At 42.5% G+C, this 22726-nt stretch carries 20 protein-coding genes and 2 tRNA genes; 17 read left to right on the plus strand and 5 right to left on the minus strand.

Annotation, left to right across the window (positions count from 1 at the left end; translation table 11 throughout):
- Positions 1-23: 23 nt before the first annotated feature.
- The 5 genes from RF007C_RS08100 to RF007C_RS08120 form a co-directional block, all read right to left on the minus strand.
- Complete coding sequence (locus RF007C_RS08100) at positions 24-977, minus strand: glycoside hydrolase family 5 protein (protein ID WP_037299032.1); 954 nt, start codon at positions 975-977, stop codon at positions 24-26.
- 168 nt (positions 978-1145) lie between these two features.
- Positions 1146-2939: a hypothetical protein gene (locus RF007C_RS08105; RefSeq protein ID WP_037299034.1), complete on the minus strand. Its 1794-nt coding sequence runs from the start codon at positions 2937-2939 to the stop codon at positions 1146-1148.
- 13 nt (positions 2940-2952) lie between these two features.
- Positions 2953-3510, minus strand: coding sequence for an RNA polymerase sigma factor (locus tag RF007C_RS08110; RefSeq protein ID WP_019678591.1), 558 nt, complete (start codon positions 3508-3510; stop codon positions 2953-2955).
- Between the two features lie 132 nt (positions 3511-3642).
- A tRNA-Ser gene (locus RF007C_RS08115) sits at positions 3643-3732 on the minus strand.
- A 35-nt stretch (positions 3733-3767) separates the two neighbouring features.
- Positions 3768-3856 (minus strand) — tRNA-Ser (locus RF007C_RS08120).
- Between the two features lie 268 nt (positions 3857-4124).
- On the opposite strand from RF007C_RS08120, the gene pyrH reads away from it, so the two are divergent.
- From pyrH to RF007C_RS08205, 17 genes are all read left to right on the plus strand, one after another.
- Positions 4125-4835, plus strand: coding sequence for a UMP kinase (gene pyrH / locus RF007C_RS08125; RefSeq protein ID WP_019678592.1), 711 nt, complete (start codon positions 4125-4127; stop codon positions 4833-4835).
- Positions 4836-4866: 31 nt separating this feature from the next.
- Positions 4867-5421: a ribosome recycling factor gene (gene frr / locus RF007C_RS08130; protein ID WP_019678593.1), complete on the plus strand. Its 555-nt coding sequence runs from the start codon at positions 4867-4869 to the stop codon at positions 5419-5421.
- Between the two features lie 11 nt (positions 5422-5432).
- Positions 5433-6173, plus strand: coding sequence for a polyprenyl diphosphate synthase (gene uppS, locus RF007C_RS08135; RefSeq protein ID WP_037299035.1), 741 nt, complete (start codon positions 5433-5435; stop codon positions 6171-6173).
- A complete protein-coding gene (locus RF007C_RS08140) occupies positions 6173-7060 on the plus strand; it encodes a phosphatidate cytidylyltransferase (protein ID WP_037299037.1) in 888 nt (295 codons plus the stop codon). The genes uppS and RF007C_RS08140 overlap by 1 nt, the downstream gene beginning before the upstream one ends.
- 95 nt (positions 7061-7155) lie before the next feature.
- A complete protein-coding gene (locus tag RF007C_RS08145) occupies positions 7156-8307 on the plus strand; it encodes a 1-deoxy-D-xylulose-5-phosphate reductoisomerase (protein ID WP_037299039.1) in 1152 nt (383 codons plus the stop codon).
- Positions 8308-8335: 28 nt separating this feature from the next.
- Complete coding sequence (locus RF007C_RS08150; RefSeq protein ID WP_037299040.1) at positions 8336-9409, plus strand: M50 family metallopeptidase; 1074 nt, start codon at positions 8336-8338, stop codon at positions 9407-9409.
- Positions 9402-10316, plus strand: coding sequence for a ribonuclease Z (locus RF007C_RS08155; RefSeq protein WP_037299041.1), 915 nt, complete (start codon positions 9402-9404; stop codon positions 10314-10316). The genes RF007C_RS08150 and RF007C_RS08155 overlap by 8 nt, the downstream gene beginning before the upstream one ends.
- A gap of 22 nt (positions 10317-10338) precedes the next feature.
- Positions 10339-11376 (plus strand): flavodoxin-dependent (E)-4-hydroxy-3-methylbut-2-enyl-diphosphate synthase, encoded by a 1038-nt coding sequence (ispG, locus tag RF007C_RS08160; RefSeq protein ID WP_037299042.1) that lies wholly within the window; start codon positions 10339-10341, stop codon positions 11374-11376.
- Between the two features lie 64 nt (positions 11377-11440).
- Positions 11441-15766, plus strand: a complete 4326-nt coding sequence (locus RF007C_RS08165) for a PolC-type DNA polymerase III (RefSeq protein ID WP_037299043.1) — start codon at positions 11441-11443, stop codon at positions 15764-15766.
- A 75-nt stretch (positions 15767-15841) separates the two neighbouring features.
- Complete coding sequence (gene hisZ, locus RF007C_RS08170; RefSeq protein ID WP_037299044.1) at positions 15842-17038, plus strand: ATP phosphoribosyltransferase regulatory subunit; 1197 nt, start codon at positions 15842-15844, stop codon at positions 17036-17038.
- Positions 17035-17664, plus strand: a complete 630-nt coding sequence (gene hisG, locus RF007C_RS08175) for an ATP phosphoribosyltransferase (RefSeq protein ID WP_037299045.1) — start codon at positions 17035-17037, stop codon at positions 17662-17664. The genes hisZ and hisG overlap by 4 nt, the downstream gene beginning before the upstream one ends.
- Positions 17661-18947: a histidinol dehydrogenase gene (gene hisD, locus RF007C_RS08180; RefSeq protein WP_037299046.1), complete on the plus strand. Its 1287-nt coding sequence runs from the start codon at positions 17661-17663 to the stop codon at positions 18945-18947. Before hisG ends, hisD begins: the two co-directional genes overlap by 4 nt.
- 2 nt (positions 18948-18949) lie before the next feature.
- A complete protein-coding gene (locus tag RF007C_RS08185) occupies positions 18950-19720 on the plus strand; it encodes a hypothetical protein (protein ID WP_037299047.1) in 771 nt (256 codons plus the stop codon).
- Positions 19721-19779: 59 nt separating this feature from the next.
- A complete protein-coding gene (locus tag RF007C_RS08190; protein WP_037299049.1) occupies positions 19780-20838 on the plus strand; it encodes a pyridoxal phosphate-dependent aminotransferase in 1059 nt (352 codons plus the stop codon).
- Between the two features lie 12 nt (positions 20839-20850).
- Complete coding sequence (hisB, locus tag RF007C_RS08195) at positions 20851-21432, plus strand: imidazoleglycerol-phosphate dehydratase HisB (protein WP_019678605.1); 582 nt, start codon at positions 20851-20853, stop codon at positions 21430-21432.
- On the plus strand, positions 21432-22034 hold the full coding sequence (hisH, locus tag RF007C_RS08200) for an imidazole glycerol phosphate synthase subunit HisH (RefSeq protein ID WP_037299051.1): 603 nt from the start codon (positions 21432-21434) through the stop codon (positions 22032-22034). The genes hisB and hisH overlap by 1 nt, the downstream gene beginning before the upstream one ends.
- The gene (locus RF007C_RS08205) at positions 22031-22726 is read left to right on the plus strand and encodes a tyrosine-protein phosphatase (RefSeq protein ID WP_037299052.1); all 696 of its coding nucleotides are present in this window, start codon (positions 22031-22033) and stop codon (positions 22724-22726) included. Before hisH ends, RF007C_RS08205 begins: the two co-directional genes overlap by 4 nt.

Genomic DNA, 22726 nt, shown 5'->3' on the forward strand with positions numbered 1-22726 from the left:
GCACACGCAAAGGGGATAGCTTTTTAAAGTAATTCAATTAGCTGGCTCCGAACTCCGTCAAGTCTGGCGTCGGACAGCCCAAAATCCATAGCTTTGTAGTTCCAGGCCGCTCTGCCTATACCATGCTTCCTGAATACGGAATTGATTGTTTTGAACCATTTTACTGTATCTTCGGGACTGACTACATCAATACAGCCGTATTCTCCGCAGTAAAGGGCACTGTTGAACTGCTCGGCCTTGGCAATGGCAGTAGAAAACAGATCTTCAAAGTATTCAGTGGATGTTACACTGTTTTCAAAAGGTATCCGTTCCTTGGGGTCAATTGCATTTGTCCAGTAAGCCCCCTGATGTGTGAACTTTAGAGGCTCATAGCAATGCATATTATATATTACATTGTTATCGAAAGGCGCGTCAAGGAACTGAACGGTATCAGCGCTGTTATTATGGTAGCTGCCAACAAGTATAAGAATATCAGGAGCGATTTTTCTTATCCTGCTTATACATTCCTTGGCTATCATATTCCATTTGTCGATGAATTCGGCGTCTGTGACCTCGTTAAGCAGCTCAAATGCAACATTTGGAGCAAATTTCCCGTATCTTCGTGCCATTTCTTCCCAGAGACGATAAAAACGTTCCTGATAGACTTTGGAGTCAAAGAAGCCGTTTTCGCTTTCTCCGTAGTAGTCAAAAGAAAAACCGGCAGTCTTATGCAGATCAAGAATAAGGTTAAGCCCGTTTTTCATGGAATTCTCAACGGCTTTATCAAGGTATTTAAAGCCTTCCTCTATAAAAGTACCGTCATTGTTTTCGATAATATTATAATCAAAAGGAACACGAACGTGGTCTGCGCTCCATGATGCAATAATTTTAAAATCATTTTCATTTACGAAGGTGTCTAGGTGTTCTTTTTCATAGCTGCATTGAGAAAGCCAGCCTCCGAGATTTACACCCTTATTGAAACCATTTAGATTTTTCATCTTTAATCGCCTCCTGTGATTATATTTTAGCAGATTAAGTAAGAAAAATATACTTGTTTTTTGTGAAAAATAATAAATTTATGACATATGAGGAGGATAAATAGCATTGTTTTTTTCACCTTGCGGATAAAATAAAAAGCTCTTCCGTAAGGAAGAGCTTTGAAATAATCAATTCTGCGGATCGTATACGAGTACACCGGAGAATACATCGTTCAGATTATAGCAGTTTATCTCTCTGAGGCCTGTATCGGAATCTTTTTTCCATCTGAAGCGGTATCCCATGTGTATTTCACGGGGCAGTTCATATAGTATATCCTGTATATCGCTTTTGTGTATATAACATACGGTATCATCCGGATCGTCAGGAACAGCGTATCTTATAAGGTCAGGAAGAAGCTCGTAGCTGTCATCGGTCATTGGACCGAAGGTTAGGTTCGCGTCTGTGTGTCCAAGCCAGGGGAAATCATCAACAGGCGGGTTATAGTATGTTACTGTGTAGAGAACTTTTTCACCTTCAGAGTCGTATATATTTATATCTATGCCCGCAGGAGTATTTTCGCCTTTTATAATCGAAGCATAGCGCTTGCTTTCGTCATAAGGTGAAATGGGGAAAGCATCAAAAAGCTCGGTCTTACGCGCATAGCCTTCCTTTTTTGGGGAATTGAACGAGGCATGGAAAGCAATGAGATCAGGAAGATCATCGTAATCATATGCTGATATAGACAGGGAAGTTTCACCGTAGGATTCACCCTTGCTGTTATATTTGATCTCGTCTGAGACAGGCTCAAAATTCATCTTGGTATATTCGGAAAAATCAACAGAGACAGGTTCAGCTTCGTCATTAAATTTGATATTTTTTGTAACCATCCATTCGTAGTAGCTGCCATCGGGGGTAAATAAAATATACTTCAGCAGACAGCCGGTTTCCTTATCTACAAGTGCGAGGAGATCAATTGCAGTATCGTTATCATACGGATAAAGAGGATTTTTTCCTTCGATATGGTAACAGTTCCTGCCGGCATAGGACTCCTCGCCTTTGATTTCCCATGATGTGAAGTCCGAAAGATTGGTCAAGGCGAAATCATAGGGATAAACAGAGTAAGCAGCGGCATCGTACAGAAGTGAATGGTTGCGGAAAACAGTTTCATCATCAAAATCAAACTCATAATCATTATCTAATTTTTTTTTATAGATTATACCCGCAACTGTCCTCGAATCAAGCTTTTTCCCTTTTCCTGTGTATTCATCGGACTCAGCCATTATTGTATATGTTTTATTGACATTATCCAGGCAGTAATTTGCGGTATCTGTACAGTAGATATTCAGTTCACCCATGTATGCGTCGACAAGACTGTCAAAAGGTGCGTCATTTACAACGTTTTCGACAGGAGACGTTAAATTCTCACGTGAAACGTGGCTATATGCTTTTTTGTTGTCGTTATCTATCTGATAATCGCATATATCGATCATTATATCACTGCAGGTATTCTTTTTTACGTATTGTCCGGATACTTTATGGAAATTATCCGCGCTGTTTATCATAATATCGAAAACATGGAGTTTGGCTTCGTCGTCGAATTCGGGCGGAAGGCCTTCCATTTTAGTCGTAGGCTCGGTAGGAGCGTTGGTTGTAGTTTCCGTAGTTGTGGATAAGGGTTCGGATTCGGATGAAGGGATCTTTTTTAAACCATTAGCAAAGGCACCTGCGGAAACGGCTCCGATAATGGCTAAACAAGCAGCAGCGGAGCAGATATACCTGGCAATATTTGAAGATCTGCGGATTTCAACTCCCGAAACACGGTCGATAAACTCTGTATCAGGGTTAATATCTGTATTTTTAGCTATACGTGAATACAGCTTTTCTTTTTTTTCTTCACTGATAATATCATATGAGTCTGCAATACGCTTTAAATTATTGGTATCTGCATTTTTCAGAACTTCACTTATATTCCTTTTTTTCATGACTTTTCCTCCTTTATAGAGTAATATCAAGTGGTTCAAGGAGCTTTTTAAGCTTCTTGAGTGCTCTTCGGCAGCGTACTCTGACAGCAGCAGGGGAAAGACCGACAATATCGCTGATCTCGCGTGAATTGCGGCTGAAGAAGAATTTATTAATGATAATATCCGAATCGGGCTTGCCAAGCGTATCAATTTTGTCAAGAAGAATACTTACAAGCTCTGAACGCTCGTAATTATCTGCCAATGAACTATTGTCTGCAAGCTCAAGCTCGGAATCTTCAATTGAAACAGAATTACTTGTTTTGGATAAAATTGATTTTTTCAGACTGATAGCCTTATTTTTGGCTGATGTGCCGAGATATGCCTGCAATGAACCTTCACTTGAAGTATCATAATGGATTATCACATCTGAAAAAACATCAACAACACAATCGTCTATATCCTTTGAGCAGCCTTTTTCACTGAGGATTCTGTGTACTATTGTATATACATAGCGATGGTACTTTTCGAATAAGGCTCTGAAGCCTGTATCCGGAGAGTGATGCATAATTTCACGTATATCCTCGTCTGTCATAATGCGCCTCCTTTCATTCAATATAAAGCGTTCTGCAGAATGTCTTCACTAATACATACTCAGAAAGAGGAAAAGTGTAACACTTTTTTGAAAAAATAAAAAAACCTGTATCAAAAGATACAGGTTTTTGATTGGCGCGGATTGAGAGATTTGAACTCTCGCGCCGGTTTCCCGACCTACTCCCTTAGCAGGGGAGCCCCTTCACCACTTGGGTAAATCCGCAAACCGACGAGCGAGAAACTCACCGATAAAAAAATTGGCGGAGAGGGTGGGATTCGAACCCACGTGACCGTTAAGTCAAACGGTTTTCAAGACCGCCTCGTTATGACCGCTTCGATACCTCTCCATATGTACTGCTGACTTAATCAGCTTTATTATTATATCACGATGAGGGGAAGATGTCAAGAAAAAATGAACTTTTACAGTGACAAGAAATTTTCAACATTTTTGTGCAGTATAACGATATTTGACGTTGATAAAAGAGCATATGCGGTTTTTCGAGGAAATTTGAGGGAATGCTGTATTTTTTTTCGGATTTTTCGGAAAATATACTTTACATATCATTGAAATTAGTGTAAAATAAACATTAGATATATTTTTTGTGAGGTGCTTATATGGAACCAAAGTATAAAAGAGTCTTATTAAAGGTCAGCGGAGAAGCTCTAGCAGGCGATAATAAGACAGGCCTGAATTATGATGTCGTTACAGAGATATGTAAGAGTATCAAAAAGTGTTCAGATGCAGGTGCTCAGGTCGCTGTTGTCGTAGGCGGAGGCAATTTCTGGAGAGGTCGTTCAAGCGGAGCTATGGACAGAACCCGTGCTGATCATATGGGAATGCTTGCAACTACAATGAATGCTCTTGCTCTTGCTGATGTACTGGAGTCCCTTGGCTGTGTTGTAAGAGTGCAGACTGCTCTTCAGATGGCTGCTATTGCAGAGCCTTATATACGCAACAGAGCTGTAAGGCACCTTGATAAGGGCAGAATAGTTATATTCGGCTGCGGAACAGGTAACCCGTTCTTCTCGACTGATACAGCAGCTGCTCTGCGTTCAGTTGAGATCGATGCTGATATTCTTCTTAAAGCAACTCTTGTTGACGGTGTTTACGATAAGGATCCGCATAAGTATGATGACGCAAAGAAATATGAGACTCTCACTTTTACACAGGTGATAGGGGAGGATCTCGGAGTAATGGACAGTACAGCAGCTGCTATGTGCCGGGATAATCATATGAAGATGCTCGTTTTTGATCTCAGCCGTCCCGATAATATTTACGATGCCGTAATGGGCGCAAATATCGGAACAGTAGTTTCCGAAGACTGATAAAATTTATACTGAAAGGAATGTTACATTAATGAAAGAACAGCTTAATATCGCAAAGGAAAAAATGAATAAGAGCCTTAATGCTCTCGGAAATGAATTTGCCTCAATCCGTGCAGGACGTGCAAATCCTGCCGTTCTTGATAAGGTTATGGTAGATTATTACGGAGCAGCTACTCCTGTAAACCAGATGGCTGCAATATCTGTATCAGAGGCAAGAATACTTGTTATTCAGCCCTGGGATAAGTCAACTCTCAAGCTTATCGAAAAGGCTATCCAGGCTTCTGATATCGGCATTCAGCCTGTAAATGACGGAAATGTTATTCGTCTTGCTTTTCCGCAGCTGACTGAGGATCGCCGTAAGGAGCTCTGCAAGAGCATAAAGAAGTACGGTGAAGAGTGTAAGGTAACTGTCCGTTCTATCAGACGTGACACAATGGAAAAGTACAAGACTATGAAGAAAAACTCGGAGATCACAGAGGACGACCTCAAGGACTGCGAGAAGAAGGTTCAGGATCTTACAGATAAGATGTGCGACGACATCGATAAGATGGTCGCAGATAAAGAAAAAGAGATCATGACTGTTTAATAGGAGTTATAATGGCTTTATTCGGTAAAAAAGAAAAAACAGAGCTTGCTTTGCCCGAGGTTCTTCCCGAGCACGTGGGTTTTATCATGGACGGAAACGGCAGATGGGCTAAAAAGCGCGGTCTGCCACGTTCACTCGGACATCGCGAGGGCGCAAAGAATTTCAGGAAGATAGTGCGCCATTGTAAGGATATTGGACTTAAAACCATAAGTTTTTATGCTTTTTCAACTGAAAACTGGAAGCGCTCACAGGATGAGGTCGGCGCTCTTATGAACCTTTTCCGTGATTATCTTGCCGATGTACGAAATTTTCTGAGCGAGAACACACGTATGGTTTTTCTTGGGGACAAGAGCGCTTTTGATCCTGATATACGTGAAAAGATGGAAAAGCTCGAGGCGGATTCTGCTCAGTATACAGAAATGACTATCCTTATGGCTGTAAACTACGGCGGACGTGATGAAATAGCACGTGCTGCAAGGATTCTTGCGGAGAAAGCTGTAAAAGGCGAGATCTCTCCCGCAGACATTGACGAACAGGCTGTTTCTGATAATCTTTATACAACCGGTTATCCCGATGTCGATCTTCTTATACGTCCCAGCGGAGAGCAGAGAATCTCAAATTATCTCATATGGCAGTGTGCATATGCTGAATTCTATTATACTGATATTCTCTGGCCTGATTTTACGCCTAAAGAGCTTGACAAGGCGCTTATCGAGTATGGCAACAGAAACCGCCGCTTCGGAGGTGTATGATGCTGACACGAATCATTTCGGGAGCAGTGGGCGTTGTACTGCTGGGGGCTGTACTTTTCTTTCATGATACCATAGTTCTGCCAATTGCAGTAGCAGCTATAATTGCGGTTATGCTTTTTGAGCTTCTACGCGCAGTGAAGCTCCACAAGTGTATCCCGATACTTTTGGCGGCAGAGGTATGCGGTATAGCAGTGCCTACACTGTATGGCTATCTTACAAAGCTTTCTATTGCCGGACCTGTCTATGAGGAAGGAAATGTGCATCACGACTTCCATGCATGGCGTTTGGCGGACGATTACAATATATATGTGTTCGGCATAGTACTCCTTTGTGCCTTTGTTGTCTTCATAACCTGGCTCAAAAAGCATAAGGAGATACGTTACGAGCAGGTATTCTTTGTACTTGCTGTAATGATACTTGTACCGCAGGCTATGAATACTATGGTTCGTATAGAAAGATATGACTCCGAAAACGGGTTGTTCCTGCTTATTATGGGACTCTGCGGTGCATGGATAGCAGATACGGGAGCATACTTTACCGGAGTAGCCATCGGCAAACACAAGCTCTGTCCTGAGATCAGTCCGAAGAAAACTATTGAAGGACTTGTCGGCGGTATCCTTACAACGGCCATAACTTACGCGGTTGCTTTTTCATTATATTATGGATTCACAGGCAAAAGAGCAGCTGTCGCATTCATAACGGGAGCAGTATGCGCTGTTATAGGTACGGTCGGTGATCTTTCTGCTTCAATGGTAAAGCGTCAGATCGGATTCAAGGACTACGGAAAGATAATGCCGGGACACGGTGGACTTATGGATCGCTTTGACAGCGTTCTCTTTGTGCTGCCCACATTTTATGTATTTATCACCATTTTTGGTGTTTTATGAAACGGACTATTTGCGGATAGTCCCTTTCGCATTTTATAAAGGACTTTAAGAAAATAACCATCTGGAAGTTATTTCCGTGAAAAGGGGAAAATATAATGAATAAAACGGTGTCGATACTTGGCTCGACAGGTTCTATCGGTACACAGTCTCTTGAGGTGTGCGAGAAACACGGACTCAGGGTTGCAGCTCTTGCCGCGCACAGCAGTGTTGAAGCTTTGGAGCAGCAGATCAGAAAATACAAGCCTTCTTATGCCTGCATATATAACGAAGACAAATACAGCGATCTAAAAAGCAGGATCGGTGATATGAATGTCAGGCTGCTGACAGGTATGGACGGATTATGTACTCTTGCTTCTCTTGATGAGGCTGATATAATCCTTAATTCTGTTGTTGGTATGGTAGGACTTCTTCCTACGCTTACTGCTATCAGTGCGGGTAAGGATATCGCTCTTGCCAATAAGGAAACTCTTGTTGCGGGCGGCGAGCTGGTAATGAAGGCCGCTGCGGACAGAGGAGTAAGGATATATCCTGTTGACAGTGAACATTCTGCTATTTTTCAGTGCCTGCAGGGAAATAAACGTTCACAGCTGAGCAAAATTATACTTACAGCTTCAGGCGGACCATTCTTCGGAAGAAGCTATGATGAGCTGAAAACGGTTACAAAAGCACAGGCTTTACATCATCCCAACTGGGACATGGGGAATAAAATAACCATAGACTCTGCTACACTTATGAATAAAGGACTTGAATTTATCGAAGCAAAGTGGTTATTTGATCTTGCTCCTGATCAGATAGAGATTGTGGTACATCGTCAGAGCGTTGTACATTCTGCTGTTGAGTATAATGATTATTCTGTGATCGCTCAGCTTGGTGTTCCTGATATGAAGATACCTATTCAGTATGCTTTATTATATCCCGATCGAGTAAGCTGTCCGACAGGAAGGCTTTCGCTTACCGATTACGGAAAGCTGACCTTTGAAAAGCCTGATTATGCAACATTTAAGTGCCTTTCGGCTGCAATTGAAGCGATCAAGCGCGGAGGAGCTTATCCGTGCCTTGTTAATTCGGCAAATGAAGAGGCAGTCCGGGCATTTCTGCATGATGAGATTGAATTTATTGAGATCGGTGAGATCGTTTCATCTGTTCTTGATAAGTTTGATATATCGGATATCAGGACCTATGATGATGTAATGAAGTCGGATAAGGCTGCAAGGGAGTATGTAAGGAAACATATAGAAGCTAAATAAACTCCTGTATTAAGAAAGGAATAAACAAATGGGTATTGTAATTGCGATTCTTGTTTTCGGACTTATTGTAACAGTACATGAGTTCGGTCATTTTATCTGTGCAAAGCTCAGCGGTATAAAGGTTATTGAGTTTGCAATCGGTATGGGACCAAAGATACTTCAGAAAAAGAAGGGCGAAACCAAATATTCTCTCAGACTTCTGCCTGTCGGAGGATACTGCGCTATGGAAGGCGAGGATTCTACAAACAGTGATCCGAGAAGCTTCCGTAATGCAAAGCTCTGGAAGCGTATTATTGTACTTGCTGCCGGTGCAGGTATGAATTTTGTGCTCGGTTTTGTTATGCTGATTGTTCTTGTGAGCATGATGGACGCCGTGCCTACAACAATAATCAGTGATTTCTGCAAAGCACAGAGCGATAACGGGGAGATAAGTTATATCGCCGAGAGCTATGAAACAGGCCTTATGAGAGATGATAAGATTATTTCTATTGATGGTACAAGAGTGTACAGTACACTTGATCTGAACTATATTTTTGATACTCTTGACAAATCAAAGGGACATAGAGTTATTGTTAAACGTAACGGAAGCAGGAAGACCATTGATGATGTAGTTTTCCACAAGAAGGAAGAGGGCGGAGGAGCCGTCGATTTCGGAGTTATCTATAAGAACAAGAATCCTCTTACTGTTATAAAAGGCTCAGGTGACATTTTTATGTCAATGACACATATTGTCGGTCTTTCTCTCAAGCAGATGTTTACGGGAAATATGAAGAAGGAAGATGTTTCTGGTCCTGTAGGTGTCGTGTCTGTTATCAGTTCTTCAGCCGAGAATACTAAAAGCTTTATTGACGCTCTTTATAATGTTATTTACCTGACTGCGCTCATTTCCATAAATGTCGGTATCTTTAACCTTCTGCCTATCCCGGGACTTGACGGCGGACGTCTGCTTTTCTGTTTTATAGAGCTTATCCGCAGAAAGCCCGTAAAGCCAGAGCACGAGGGATATGTTCACTTAGCGGGAATGGTACTTCTTTTCGGTGTTATGATATTTGCAACTTATAATGACATTGTTAAACTCATAAGCGGAGGCAGTCATGGTTGACGTTTGTCTTCTCGGAACAGGCGGCATGATGCCGCTGAAAGACAGATTTCTGACCAGTCTTTATGTAAGTTATAACGGTAAAGCTATTCTTGTAGACTGTGGCGAAGGTACACAGGTTGCAATTGCAAAGCATGGCCTTAAAATGAGCAGGATAAATCTCATTCTTATCACACATTGTCATGCGGATCATATATCGGGACTTCCTGGACTTCTTTTGTCCATCGGTAACAGTTCGCGTACCGAACCTCTTGATATTGCTGCTCCAGAAAGCAGCATAAGCATACTGGAAAATCTGATGACTATATGCGGAGGCCTTCCGTACACAGTGCGTTTTTATGGGCTGCCCGAGGATCGTCAGGTCATCTTTTCAGCAGATATGATCGATCCTTTGCTAAAAATCGCAGTACAGCCCCTTTCTCACAGAGTCCCGTGTGTGGGCTACAGTCTTATTTTTGAACGCAAACCTACTTTTCTTCCGCAGAAGGCAAAGGAGCTGAAAGTGCCTGTTGAGTACTGGAAGAAGCTGCACTGCGGTGAAAAGATCATACTTGAGGATGGCACTATTATCGCTCCCGAAGATGTTACCGAAGAAAGAAAAGTCCCTCTTAAAATTACCTATGTTACGGACACTCTTCCCATAGATGATATCGGTGTATTTGCTTCGGATGCGGATATATTTATCTGTGAGGGTATGTACGGGAATCCCGAAAAGAAGGCATCTATGAATGAAAAGAGGCATATGCTTATGCAGGATGCCTGCGCTATTGCAAAATGTGCAGGTGTAAAAAGACTTTGGCTCACACATTACAGTCCTGCTGAGAAGGAGCCTTCGGTTTACGAAGAAACGCTCAGAGAAATATTTGCCGATACGTTGGTAACTTCAGATGGTGCAAAGCTAACATTATAGATTATTCTGATGGAGGAATGTTATGAGAAATGTCAGACCTGTAAAGGTAGGGGACTGTGTCCTCGACGGAAAACACATATATATACAGTCAATGCTCAATATGCGTTCGGATGATATAGAAGGAAGCGTAAAACAGGCGGTCGAGCTTGAGAAGGCAGGCTGTGAGATCATTCGTGCGGCTATTCCGAATATGGAGGCTGTAAAGCTTATTCCTGCCATAAAAAAAGCTGTCAGTATCCCCCTTGTTGCAGATATTCACTTCGATTACAAGCTCGCACTTGAGTCAGCAGCCGCAGGCGTTGATAAAATACGTATTAATCCTGGAAATATCGGTGGTATGGACAGGGTAAAAGCTGTTGTTGATGCTTGCAGATCAAAGGCTATACCGATACGAATAGGAGTTAATTCGGGTTCGCTTGAAAAGGAGCTTCTTGCGAAATACGGTTCTCCTACACCTGAGGCTCTTGTTGAAAGTGCTCTTAATCATGCAGCAATGCTTGAACGCTTTGATTTCAATGATATTGTTATATCTATCAAGTCCTCCGATGTCAGCAAGATGATCGCTTCATACAGACTTGCTGCAAAGAAATGCAATTATCCGCTCCATCTCGGTGTAACAGAGGCAGGAACGGAACGAATGGGACTTATAAAGTCAGCTATAGGTATCGGTTCGCTTTTATGTGATGGCATAGGTGAAACAATACGTGTTTCTCTTACTGATGATCCTGTACGCGAGATATATGCCGCAAAGGATATTTTAAAAAGCATTGGCAAGCGCGGCGGTGTCAGACTTGTATCATGTCCTACTTGCGGAAGAACCCGCATTGATCTGGTAAAGGCCGCCAAGCTGGTGGAAGAAGCTGTAAAGGACATGGATAAAGATATAACGGTTGCTGTTATGGGCTGTATCGTAAACGGTCCCGGAGAAGCTCGTGAAGCAGATATTGGCATCGCAGGCGGCGACGGCTGTGCAATTATTTTCAAAAAAGACGGTTCTCAGCGTAAGGTCAGAGAAGAAGATATTGTTCCGGAGCTTCTGAAGGAGATCGAGCTTTTATAATCATATATAATGATCATGATCTTTGAGATCATGACATCAATTTTTGTTTAAAGGACGTTGACAAATGCAAGTAAAAATATCCGAATTCTTAAAGGAATATACCTCTGATCTGCCTGAGACAGTTCTCAGCGGCGAGATATTCAAGCTTACATATACCGAGAAGCTGGATAGTATACGTTTTCACGCACGCTTTGATGATGTAGTTCCGAGTGATGACGTTTTTGCCTTTGAAAAGGCAATGGAAACTGCAATTAAAGTTGATCAGGTGCGTCTTGCCTGTCGTTATCCCTCTGAAAAGTTTGGGATGGAATGCTATGGGGAGCTTATAAAGCTTATAAAACGTGATATTCCTGTTGTCAACGGATTCCTTGATGATGCCGACGTAAGACTTTCCGAAGGAGAGCTAAGGATAAGGATAGTTCATGGCGGAAGGGATATACTGGATAAATTCAGCTTCTGTCTGAGCTTTTCACGTATGATATACAATCAGTTCGGTGTGAGGATAAAGGTATTGCTTGACGGTGAAAGCTCCGTAAGCAAGGAACAGTTTGATGAAATGATCGAACGTATTGAAGCTGATATGCCGGATTACAGTGATCAGCTCATTCCCGATAAGACTGCTGATGAGATAAAACAGGAAGAGATGAAATCGGTTATACCCACAGCTACAATTGACATCGGAGCACTTAATAAGGAATTTGATGCTGAGTCGGCTGAGGTAATCAAAGGCAGGGCTATACGTGAAAAACCTGTACCTATTTGTGAGGCTGTACAGCAGCTTGGAGAAAAAACTGTTGTTGTTGGTGATGTTTTTGCCTCCGAGCTTAAAGAAGTACGCAACGAGAAAACAGTCGTTACCTATGATATCACCGATTACAGCGGTTCACTCAAGGTAAAGATATTCGCAACGAATAAAGAAGTTGAAGAATTAAAGCTTGGTTCAATAAAAAGCGGTGCAACTGTTCTTGTATCCGGTAAACTTGACTATGATTCGTATGCACGTGATATTGTTATATCGGCAAATTCGCTCATCAAAGTTAAACGGATCCCCAAAATGGACAATTATCCCGAAAAGCGCGTGGAACTTCATTGTCATACCAATATGTCAGCCATGGATGCTGTTACAGATCCTGTTAAGCTTATTAACAGAGCCGCTGAATGGGGACATCAGGCTATGGCTATAACAGATCATGGCTGTGTACAGGCTTTTCCCGACTGTATGTATAATATGCCAAAAAACTTCAAAGTCATTTACGGCATGGAGGCTTATGTTATAAATGATATTGAACGTGAAATGGTAGTTTATGGAGATGATGACCGCAGTTTTGACGACGAGATCATAATCTTTGACGTTGAAACCACAGGTCTGAGCTTCAGAAATGACCGCCTTACGGAGATCGGTGCTGTCAAGCTTAAAAATCTTCAGGTCGTTGACAGCTTCAACACAAAAGTTAATCCCGGATTTCATATCCCCGAGCGTATAACAGAGCTTACAGGAATAAGTGATGCGGATGTTGCAAATGCTCCCGATGAAGCTGAAGCACTTCGTATGTTTATGGAATTTTGCGGTGATAAGCCTGTACTTGTAGCTCATAATGCAAGATATGATACCAATATGATAAATCAGGTATGTACTCGTCAGAATATTGATTTTCCGTATACTTGGGTGGATACACTTGTAATGTGTCAGTCGATGCTGCCTGATATGGGACGTCATAAGCTTAATCTTGTTGCTAAGCAGCTTAAATTAGGCAAATTTGATCATCATCGTGCTTCTGATGATGCTCTTATGCTTGCCAAGATATATATAGAGCTGATTGGCAGACTTAAAACTGAAAGAAGCTTTTCCACTATTCAGCAGCTCAATATTCTTGTGGACGAGATCGAGGTCAAAAAGCTGAAAAGCTACCACTTCATAATTCTTGTACGCAATCAGGCAGGACTTAAAAATCTTTACAGGCTCGTATCCCTCAGTAACCTTGAGTACTTCTACAAGAAGCCTCTTATTCCGAAATCCAAGCTCATAGAGCATAGGGAAGGACTTATTTACGGAAGCGCTTGTGAGGCGGGCGAGGTCTTCCAGGCTATGCTTAATATGAGAGATCGGGAATATATCGATTCTCTTGCCGGATTCTATGATTATCTTGAAATACAGCCCATAGGAAACAATGAGTTCATGGTTCGTGACGGAGTTGCAAGAGATGATGATGAACTGAGGGATTTCAACAGATATATCGTCGAAATGGGTGACAGACTGGGGAAACCCACCTGTGCAACCTGTGATGTTCACTTTATGGATCCTAAAGACGCTATTTACCGTAAGATAATCCTTGCAAGCATGGGCTTCAAGGATGCTGAAGAGCAGGCTCCTTTATATCTGAGGACAACAGAGGAAATGCTCGCAGAATTTGAGTATCTTGGCGATGAAAAAGCAAAAGAAGTAGTTATAACGAATACTAATCTTATTGCCGATCAGATAGAGGTTGTGCGTCCGATACCCAAAGGAACGTTTACTCCGACTATCGACGGCGCTGAGGAAGAACTTGTAAAGATCACTCATGATAAGGCACATGAAATATACGGTGATCCGCTTCCGGAGCTTGTTGAAAAGCGCCTTGACCGTGAGCTTTCATCTATTATAAAGCACGGCTTCTCGGTGCTTTATATCATAGCCCAGAAGCTTGTATGGAATTCTGTAGATAATGGATATCTCGTTGGTTCTCGTGGTTCCGTTGGTTCCTCATTCGTGGCTTCTATGGCCGGAATCTCGGAGGTAAATCCGCTTCCGCCCCATTATGTTTGTCCGAACTGCAAACACAGTGAGTTCCTGCTGGACGGTGTTTACGGTTCAGGCTTCGATCTGCCGCCTAAGAAATGTCCTGACTGCGGAAAGGACATGAACCGTGAAGGACATGATATACCCTTTGAGACCTTCCTTGGTTTCGACGGTGATAAAGCGCCCGATATTGACCTAAATTTCTCTGATGAATATCAGTTCTGGGCGCATAGATATACTGAAAAGCTTTTCGGTAAATCAAATGTATTTAAAGCAGGTACAATATCCGTAGTTGCCGAAAAAACCGCCTACGGTTATGTTAAGAAGTACTGCGAGGAAAACGGCATAACTCTTAACAACGCTGAAATGAGCCGTCTTGCTATCGGCTGTACGGGTATCAAGAGGACCACAGGTCAGCATCCCGGAGGAATGGTCGTTGTTCCTTCAGATTATGATGTTTATGATTTTACTCCCGTTCAGCATCCTGCCGATACAGCGGATTCGGAGATCATAACTACTCATTTCACATTCAACTCCCTTCATGATACGATACTTAAGCTTGACGAGCTTGGACACGTTGTTCCTACATTGTACAAGCATCTTGAAGATCTTACAGGTATCAAGATCAAGGACGTTCCCACCTCAGATCCGGACGTAATCCGTATGTGTACAAACTGCGATGTGCTGGGAGTTACTCCCGAGGATATATACTGCAAGACAGGTAGCCTCGGCATACCTGAAATGGGTACAGGTTTTACCATACAGATGCTTCTGGATGCTAAGCCTACTAAGTTCAGTGACTTCCTTCAGATCTCCGGACTTTCACATGGTACTGACGTTTGGCTGGGAAATGCTAAAGACCTTATAGATAATGGTGTATGTACGATTTCCGACGTTATCGGAACCCGTGACTCCATTATGACTTACTTATTATATAAAGGTGTTGAGCCGAAAATGGCGTTCCAGATAATGGAATGGACTCGTAAAGGCAAGGCACCGAAGCAGTTCACACCTGAGATAATCCAGATGCTCCGCGACCACAATGTACCCGAATGGTACATTGAGAGCTGTCTGAAGATCAAGTATATGTTCCCGAAGGCTCATGCGGCGGCTTACGTTATCGCAGCTATAAAGCTTGGTTGGTTCAAGCTGCATATGCCTCTTGAGTACTATGCTACATATTTCTCTGTAAGAGGCGAAGATTTTGATGCAGAGCTGGCAGTTAAGGGCATAGGTGCAGTTCGTGCTAAAATAGAAGAGATAAAAGCTCTTGGCAACGACAGGACCAACAAGGACAGCGCTCTTTATGATATACTTCTTATCACCAATGAAATGATGTCAAGAGGTTATGAATTTCTGCCCATCGATCTTTTCAAGTCTCATGCTACTGATTACCTCGTTGAAGACGGTAAGCTGAGAATACCGTTCTCTGCAATGAGCGGAGTTGGAGACAATGCTGCCAAGGGCATTTACGAGGCTGTGCAGAAGGGCGGATTCATGTCAATAGAGGAATTCCAGTCCGAGAGCGGAGCGTCAAAAACAACAATAGATATGTTGAAAACCATAGGAGCATTTGGTGATTTGCCTGAATCAACACAGATGTCCTTCTTTTAACTTGACTTTCTTTTAGTAATATGTTATCATATTATCATGTTAGCAGACTAAAGCGATTGTAATAAGGAGGTAAATATGAAGAATTATGATCTTATAACTCCTGAAGGAACAAAGGATCTCCTTTTTGGTGAGTGTATAGTAAGACGAAATATAGAAAATTCACTTATGGGACTTTTCAGAAGCATCGGATACAGCGAGACGATTACTCCCGGTCTGGAATTCTATGATGTATTTAATCTGAATTCCCGCTATTTCCCGCAGGAAAATCTCTATAAGCTTACAGACAGCAAGGGAAGACTTCTTGTTATGCGTCCTGATAATACTATGCCTATTGCAAGAATAGTTGCAACAAGACTCAGAGACGCAGATCTTCCGCTGAAGCTTTGTTATGCTCAGGCAGTTTATACTACCGAGCCATCTCTCAAGGGCAGAAGCGATGAAGTTATACAGACAGGAATTGAGCTGATAGGTTCCCAGCTTAAAATGGCTGATCTTGAGGTTATTTCAACAGCGGTTGATTCTCTCAGCTCCTTCGGAATGGAGTTTTCGCTCGAGCTCGGACATATAGGCATTTTTAAAGAGCTCGTAGGAAAGCTTGAGGCTTCCGATAAGGATAAAGAGGCTATAAGAAAGCTTATCGAAAACAAGAATTTCCCTGCGCTTAATGATATGCTTGACAGCTTCGGAAATTCTCCTGTTACCAATGCTCTCAAAAAGCTTCCCGCACTTTTCGGCGGAGAAGAAGTATTTGATAAGGCTGAGGAACTCATGCCTGATGAAAATATTAAGCGTATCCTTGACGAGCTTAAGGAGGTATATACCGATGCTTCCGAGCTTTGCGGCGGTGACGGTTCAATAACCGTTGATCTTGGACTTGTAAACAAGACAGACTACTACACAGGTCTTATTATAAAGGGCTATTTACAGGGACACGGTGAGGAAGTTCTCTCCGGCGGTCGCTATGACAAGCTTATCTCCGAGTTTGGATATGATGTTCCTGCTATCGGCTTTGCGGTAAATATCAATGCTGTTGCTAAGCTGTTTGAGAAGAGCGACGTTCTTCCTGCCGAGCCGAAGGCTGACGTTATTGTATATGCCGAGGAGGGCTGTGAGGTCGCAGCACTCAAAACTGCCCGTGAACTCCGCGAACAGGGGCTTATCGTGGAAAATGCACTTTTTGATGACCTTGAAAGCGTTCGTGAGTATGCTATGGAAAAGAAGATTGCAAAAGTAGTTGTTATAGACGGAGAGAGCAAGGAGGTCAACATATGAACAAGCCTATAAGAATGGCTCTTACTAAGGGCAGACTTGAAAAGGATACAGTTGGACTTCTTGAGATGCTTGGATTTGACTGCACAGCTGTACGCGAAAAGGGAAGAAAGCTTATTCTTCCTGTACCTGATGCTAATCTTGAAGTAGTTCTTGCAAAGGCAAATGACGTTATCACCTATGTGGAGCATGGTGTGTGCGACATGGGCGTTGTTGGCAAGGATACCATTATGGAGATGAAGGGTAAGTTCTATGAGCTTGTTGATCTCGGCTTCGGAAAGTGCAAGTTCGCTCTTGCTACTAAGAAGGGCTACGACTTTTACAGTGGTTACGGTATAAAGACTATCGCAACAAAGTATCCCAACGTGGCAAGAAGCTTCTTTGAGAAGAAGGGGATGGATACCGAGATAATCAAGATAGAGGGCTCTGTTGAGCTGGCACCTCTCCTTGAACTTGCAGACGGTATCGTTGATATTGTTGAGACAGGTACTACTCTTAAAGAAAACGGACTTGAAGTTATCGAGGACGTTGCACCTATCTCTGCAAGACTTATCGCAAACACCGTAAGCCTGAAGATGAGACACGCTGAAATAGACAGACTTATCACACTTATAGAGGAGAATCTTTGATGAAGAAAATATTTGCAAACGGTACTGACGAAGTGGCTTTCCTCGCTGACCTTAAAAAGAGAAGCGGCGAGACAAACAAGAAGGTCACAGAAGTTGTTACTGAGATCATAGAAAATGTAAAGAACAACGGCGACAAGGCTGTTAAGGATTATACACTTAAATTTGACGGAAACCTTCCGCAGTATTACGAAGTTCCACGCGAGGTCATCAATGATGCTCTCACAGAAGCAGATCAGGAGTTTGTTGACGCTCTTCTCAATGCACAGGAGAAAATTGCCGATTTCCACCAGAGACAGGTTGAGCAGAGTTTTATCTCCGCCAAGGATAACGGTGTAATCATGGGACAGCGTACACGCGGTCTCCACAGAGTAGGACTCTACGTTCCCGGCGGTACAGCTGCTTATCCGTCAAGTGTTCTTATGAATGCTATTCCTGCAAAGATTGCAGGCGTTAAAGAGATAATCATGGTAACTCCTCCCCTCAAGGACGGTACTCCCAACAAGGATATCCTCGTTGCAGCTGCTATCTGCGGCGTGGACAGAGTGTTCCTTTCAGGCGGCGCACAGGCCATTGCAGCTCTTGCGTACGGTACTGAGGAGATACCGAAGTGCGACAAGATAGTAGGTCCCGGAAATATTTATGTAGCGACCGCAAAGAAGCTTCTTTACGGAGTTGTGGATATAGATATGATAGCAGGTCCCAGTGAAATACTTGTTATTGCCGATGGCACTGCTAATCCTAAGTTTGCTGCTGCCGATCTTATGTCACAGGCTGAGCACGATGTACTTGCATCGGCTATAATGGTTACTACCAGTGAGAAGCTTGCTGATGATACTATCAAAGAGATAGACCGTCAGAAGGAATATCTCTCTAGAAAGAGCATCATTGAGAAGTCACTTGATGATTACGGTGCTGTTATCATAGCTGAAAGCCGCGAAAAGTGCGTAGAGCTGGCAAACGAGATAGCTCCCGAGCACCTTGAAGTCCTTATGGAGAACCCATTTGAGCTTCTTGGCAGCCTTGACAACGCTGGTTCCATATTCCTCGGTCACTATGCTTCCGAGCCTCTCGGTGATTACTATGCAGGACCTAATCACGTTCTGCCCACAAGCGGTACCGCTCGTTTCTTCTCGCCTCTCGGTGTAGCAAGCTTCACAAAGCGTACAGCTTATACCTACTACACTGAGGATGCTCTCAGACAGGCAAAGGACGACATCGTTCTTATCGCAGAGCGCGAGGGACTTACTGCTCACGCTAACGCTATCAAGGTAAGATTTGAATAAAAATGTTCGGTAAAAAAACTGTGCCCGAAAATGCAAAAGAAGCTGAAGCGATAAGGAAAAACAAAGTATCAGACAGTATATTTCTTTTTATTGCTGTTTTTATGACGCTGATATCTGCATTTACCTATGTAATGGTCGGAGTGGGACTTATCACTACTATAATGATAGTGATATGGGCTCTGGCTTTGCTTCAATGCGTCATAAAAGGAAGAAAAAGATTCTTTGAACTAATGATTCTTTTCAGTATTGCTGTTACGATAATACTGTTTTTTCTATTAACTGCTGCAAAGGGATTCCGTTCGACAACCTCGTGGAAGTATAATGCTCAAAGGAAGTATGTTGACCTTATACACAATGGTCATTCGGATTGTTTTCCTGATAAGCTTCCTGATGATATAAGCGATTACAGTATAGAATATCTGCCAAGCTTTTTGCAGGGAACGGGGCATTTCCGTGTTCACTTCAAGACCTCTGCTGAGCAGATAGCCCGGTATGAAAATGAGTATTCTGCACAGGCGATTTATACGATTCCGCTTTCTGATTTTAATGATTCACGCAGAGTGCAGGTCAAGGAGATAAGCCCGAAAGCAAGTGCGACCTATGAAGGTGACAGTACTCTTGATGTATCTTATGATAATAAATTCTGGGAGGGACATGAAAACAATTCGACAGTATATTTTATTTCTGCCGTTCATAACTGGAATCACCCTCACAGCGGCGCAGTTATTATAAATAAGACCGAAAAAATGGTGGAATTCACACATTTAGGATAATTTATGGGGCGGCTTGAAATACAGCTGCCCTATAGGTGTTTTTTTGGAAAGGATAAATTATGAGTTACAAACTGAATAAAAAGCTGGTAAATTTAGTGCCCTACGATCCAATAACAGGACACTATGATATAAGACTTGACGCAAACGAGAGCTGCTTTAATCTAAATGACGAGTTGAAATCGAAGATCGCAAAGAGTATTTCACAAATTGATTTTAATCGTTATCCGGACTGCCTTGCTAAGGCTCCGATAAAGGCTTTCTCGGAGCTTTATAATGTTCCGGAGGAGCTTATCAGTGCAGGCAATGGCTCTGACGAGCTTATCAGCATTATCGAAGGCTGCTTCTTTGAGGCAGGTGACACTATCGTGAACGTGTCCTATGATTTTTCAATGTATGAGTTCTATGCTCAGCTCTATGAGGTTAATGTAGAGACATACCAGAAGGAAGCAGATCTGACTATTGATCCAGATAAGCTTATTGCCTTCTGCAAGGAAAAAAAGGCGAAGGGGCTTATATTTTCCAACCCTTGCAATCCGACTTCTCTCGGTCTTGACAGGACTGCTGTCAGAAAAATAATCGAGTCTCTTGAAGATGTCCTTGTTATTCTTGACGAGGCTTACATGGATTTCTGGGATCAGTCCATACTTTCTGAGGTGGATAAGTACAGTAATCTCATTATACTGAAGACCTGTTCAAAGGCTATAGGACTTGCAGCAGTAAGATTTGGCTTTGCAGTTTCAAGCAGGACTATCACCAATGCGATAAGAGCTGCAAAATCACCTTATAACAATGATACTGTAGCTCAGACGATCGTTTCCGATATACTAAGTGAAAAACAATATCTTGCTGAATGCTGCGATACAATCATCAGAAATACTAAAAAGCTTTACAAGGATATTTTGTCGATAAATGAAAAGTATTCTTGTTTTGAAAAGATTTTTGAGCCTTGTACAAATTTTGTTTTCATTGTAACGGACAAATACGAAGAAATATATAAGTATATGCTTGACAATTCTATTGCAATAAGAAAATTCAAAGGTGCGATAAGGATAACGGCAGGTACTGAAATGGAAAATTATAGGCTTATAGAGGTACTTGATTCTTATTTCAAAAAATAAAAGGAGGTAATTATGCGAAAATCATCTTTTGAGCGGAATACCAAAGAAACGCAGATAAAGATTTCTGTTGAACTTGATGGTAAAGGAAAAGCTGACATTGATACTGGAGTTGGTTTCTTTGACCATATGCTCACAGCTCTCTCGGTACATAGCGGTATAAGCATGACAGTCAAGGTCAAGGGCGACCTTCACGTAGACTGTCACCACACGATCGAGGACACAGGTATCGCTCTGGGACAGGCTCTGGGACAGGCTCTGGGCAATAAATCGGGTATTGTCCGCTATGGTACAGCATATATCCCGATGGACGAGTCTCTTGCAATGGCAAGTCTTGACCTTAGCAACAGGCCGTTTCTTGTTTTCAACTGCGATTTTACAAATCAGAGCTGTGGTGAGTACGATCTCTGCATGACAGAGGAGTTTTTCCGTGCGTTTGCCTTCAATTCAGGAATGACACTTCATATAAACCTCCTTTACGGAAGCAATGACCACCACAAGGCAGAGGCTGTATACAAAGCTGTGGCTCACGCTCTCAAAACAGCGGTCACCGAAAATTCTGACGGATCGACTCTTTCAACGAAAGGAGTTCTCTGATGATAGCTATAATAGACTACGGTGCAGGTAATATTTTCAGTGTAAAGAATGCTTTGGATTATCTCGGGCTTGAAAGCCGACTTGTCAGTGACAAGGAGTCTGTAAAGGCTGCCGATGCTGTGATACTTCCCGGAGTTGGCGCTTTCCCTGCTGCTATGAAAAAACTCGAGGCTACAGGCCTGGTGGATACTATAAAAGAAGAGGCGGCAAGAAAGCCTTTTCTCGGCATATGCCTTGGTATGCAGCTCATATTCGAGAAAGGATATGAGTTTGAGGAATGTGATGGTCTTGGTCTTATCGGCGGCAGTGTCCGCAAAATGGAAGAGCCTGATCTCATAATCCCTCATATGGGCTGGAACAAGCTTGAAAAGCTCAATTCCTGCCCGCTTCTTGAGAATGTTGGCGAAAATGAGTATGTATATTTTGTCCACAGTTATAAGGCACATTGTGAAGATAAGGATATTGCTGCTTATGTTGAGTATGGCGGCAGAGTTCCTGCATTGGTTTATGATGGAAAATATGTTTACGGAGCACAGTTCCACCCTGAAAAAAGCGGTGAAACAGGTCTGAAAATACTGCGCAGCTTCGGAGAACTTATATGATATACAAAAGCCTGCTTTCATGTTCACTCAATACAAGGGAGCTTGGCGGCAAAAAAACAGCTGACGGAAATATCACAAAATTCGGGGTATTCTGGCGAAGTGATGTTATTGCAGATCAGACAGCCGAGGATATCGAGAAGCTTCTTGAGTGTCGTATCACTACTATAATTGATATGCGCACAGAGGAAGAGATATTGAAAACTCCTAACGGCCTTGCGGACTTGAAAGGATTTAAGTATTACCATTTTCCAATAACTGAGGGAAGCGGAGTTCCGGAGAGCCTTGAAGCAGTTCCGGTGTCGTATATCAGCATAGCTGCAGCAGAAAATATGCCAAATGTTATGAAAGTCCTTGCTGAAGCTCTGGAAGGTGTCCTTTTCCATTGCACGGCAGGGAAAGACAGGACTGGAGTTGTGAGTGCTGTAATTCTTATGGCTTGCGGTGTTGAAAGGGATATTATTGTCAGTGATTATGTTGTCAGCCGTGAATATAACAAGAAAAGGCTAAAAGCGTTTCTTGAAGCTCACCCTGAGGTTGACAGAAACATCGTTCTTGCCAATGAAAAGAGTATGAGCGGCTTTATAGACCTTTTTACTTTGCGTTTCGGAAGTATAGAAGGCTATTTTGAGCATATCGGATTATCGGCTGAACACGCTGATATGATACGAAACAAGCTGCTGAAAGGAATTTGA

This window comes from Ruminococcus flavefaciens 007c, from assembly GCF_000571935.1.
In the GTDB taxonomy this organism is placed as follows: Bacteria; Bacillota; Clostridia; order Oscillospirales; family Ruminococcaceae; genus Ruminococcus; species Ruminococcus flavefaciens_F.